This window comes from Actinocorallia lasiicapitis, from assembly GCF_054778695.1.
In genome coordinates this window covers 1-1,965 of sequence record NZ_BAAGZI010000637.1, presented here as the reverse complement: position 1 = coordinate 1,965, position 1,965 = coordinate 1, and the positions used below count along the sequence as shown (strand labels likewise).

Sequence of the window (1,965 nt, the reverse complement as noted above, 5' to 3'; positions counted from 1 at the left end):
CCCGGGCCCGCCCGGCCCGTCCGGACGCGGCGCGGTGCCCTGATGGCCGTGGGTTCGGTCGTCGCGGTGCTGCTGCTCGCGGCGGTGTTCCTGCTGCCGGTGAGCCCGCTGTCGCTGCTCGCCGACGAGACCCCGAAACCGCCGAAGACGGCCACCACCCTGCTCGGCCCCGACGATTTCACCGACCCGAAGTCGGGCTGGCCCGCGGGCGTGGGCGGCGGCTACGCCGACGGCGCGTGGCGGCAGTCCACCACCGGAAGGTTCCCCACCTACTGGATCTGGCGGGCCGCCTACGGGGGAGTCGGCCAGCATCTGCTGACTACCACCCGGATGCGGATCGCCGAGGGCGCGGACGACGCGGAGGCGGGCGTCCTGTGCTTCGGCAACGACAGGATGGGCACCGCGCAGACCGGTGACTACGAGCTGACTGTCAGCCGCCGCGGCAACGCCCGGCTCCGCAAGACGGTTCGCAACACCGTCTCCGATCTGGCGGGCGGCAAGGTCAAGGCGCTCGGCGACCGCTACCACGACGTCCAGGCGATCTGCTCGGTCACCGCGAAGGGCACCCGGCTGGCCCTCTGGGTCGACGGCGCGCCCGCCTTCGACCACACCGACACCGACACCCCTTGGACAGGCGGCCGGATCGGCTTCGTCACCCACCGCGAGAACCCGTCCTGGCCCCACACCGTCGCCTACTTCGACGACTGGACCCTCGCCCGCTTCACGCCTTGAGCCGCGTCCCCTCGGTCCTGCTCGGAGCGAGCCCGCTAAGGCGTGTTCAAAGCCACCTGGACGCCGCTCGCTACGAGCGCCGACTTCGCAACTCGGCCTAAGCGTCGGCGGCGCAGCGGAAGCCGGTGTTGCCGGTGCTGGAGTCGGGGGTGTTGGCGGTGCGCGCGGCGACCCGGTAGCGGTTGCAGTAGGAGTCGTGGCAGAGGAACGAGCCGCCGCGCATCGCCCGCGCGCCCGGGTCGTCGGCGAACGGGTTCGCGCACCACTCCCAGACGTTGCCGACCGTGTTGTACAGGCCGTACCCGTTGGGCCGGTAGGAGTCGGCGGCGACCGGTCCCGGGGTGCCTTCGTGCTGGTCGGGGAAGTGCCCGCGCCAGATGTTGCACCGTGTCTGCCCGCGCGGGTCGAGTTCGTCGCCCCACGGGTAGGTGGCGCCTTCGAGGCCGCCGCGCGCCGCGTACTCCCACTCGGTCTCGGTCGGCAGCCGCTTGCCCGCCCAGGCCGCGTACTCCGACGCGTCATGCCACGACACGTGCACCACGGGGTGCTTCTGCCGCTTCGCCACGTCGCTGCCGGGCCCTTCGGGGTTCCGCCAGTACGCGCCCTCGATCGCCCGCCACCACGGGGTGCCCTGCGGGGCCTGCGCGGAGGCCGCGACCTCGGGCGCCAGCATCCCGAAGAACACGAACGACCAGCCGAACCGCTCGGCCTCCGTCACATACCCCGTCTCCTTGACGAACCGGGCGAACTGCGCGTTGGTCACGGCCGTCGGGTCGATCCGGAACGGCGCGACGACCACCTTCCGGACCGGTCCCTCCCCGTCCAGCGGATTGGCCAGCCCGTCCTCGTTCCCCATGAGGAACGCGCCGCCCGGCAGCAAGATCATGCCTCTGGGTGCGACGGCCCTCGGCGTGATCGACAGCACCGGGCCGGACGGCACGGGCCCCCCGGCCGGCCGGGGGGCCGTACAGCAAGCGGGAATCTCGGACGAACTCATGCCTCCAGGGTATCCACGCACCCCGCGGACACGGCGCCGGCGATCACGCGACCGCTACGTTGACCGGGTGGAGTACCTCATCGCGGGTCTGGTCGGGGCGGTGGCCGTCGTGGTCCTGGCGCGGCTGCGGCGGCGTGATCTCGGCGGGCCTGTCGAGCGGGCGGCGTTCGAGGCGCTGCACAAGGCGTCGCTGGCCGCTCCCGCGCTGCGCGGCGGGCTGACCAGGCAGGGCGCGG

General features: G+C 72.9%; 2 protein-coding genes. One reads left to right on the top strand and one right to left on the bottom strand.

The genetic code is table 11. The features are described 5' to 3' along the window. On the top strand, positions 1 to 732 hold a 732-nt coding region (locus tag ACYVE7_RS33210; RefSeq protein ID WP_460370434.1), incomplete at its 5' end, for a hypothetical protein. 97 nt (positions 733 to 829) lie between these two features. Here the strand turns inward: ACYVE7_RS33210 and ACYVE7_RS33205 are convergent. Continuing rightward, entirely contained in the window at positions 830 to 1,618 is a 789-nt protein-coding gene (locus ACYVE7_RS33205; protein WP_460370432.1) for a formylglycine-generating enzyme family protein, read from the bottom strand. Positions 1,619 to 1,965 lie beyond the last annotated feature (347 nt).

Bases quoted from the DNA above. Each gene is read 5' to 3' on its own strand.
- ACYVE7_RS33205 (WP_460370432.1), bottom strand. From the start codon at position 1,618: ATGATCTTGCTGCCGGGCGGCGCGTTCCTCATGGGGAACGAGGACGGG.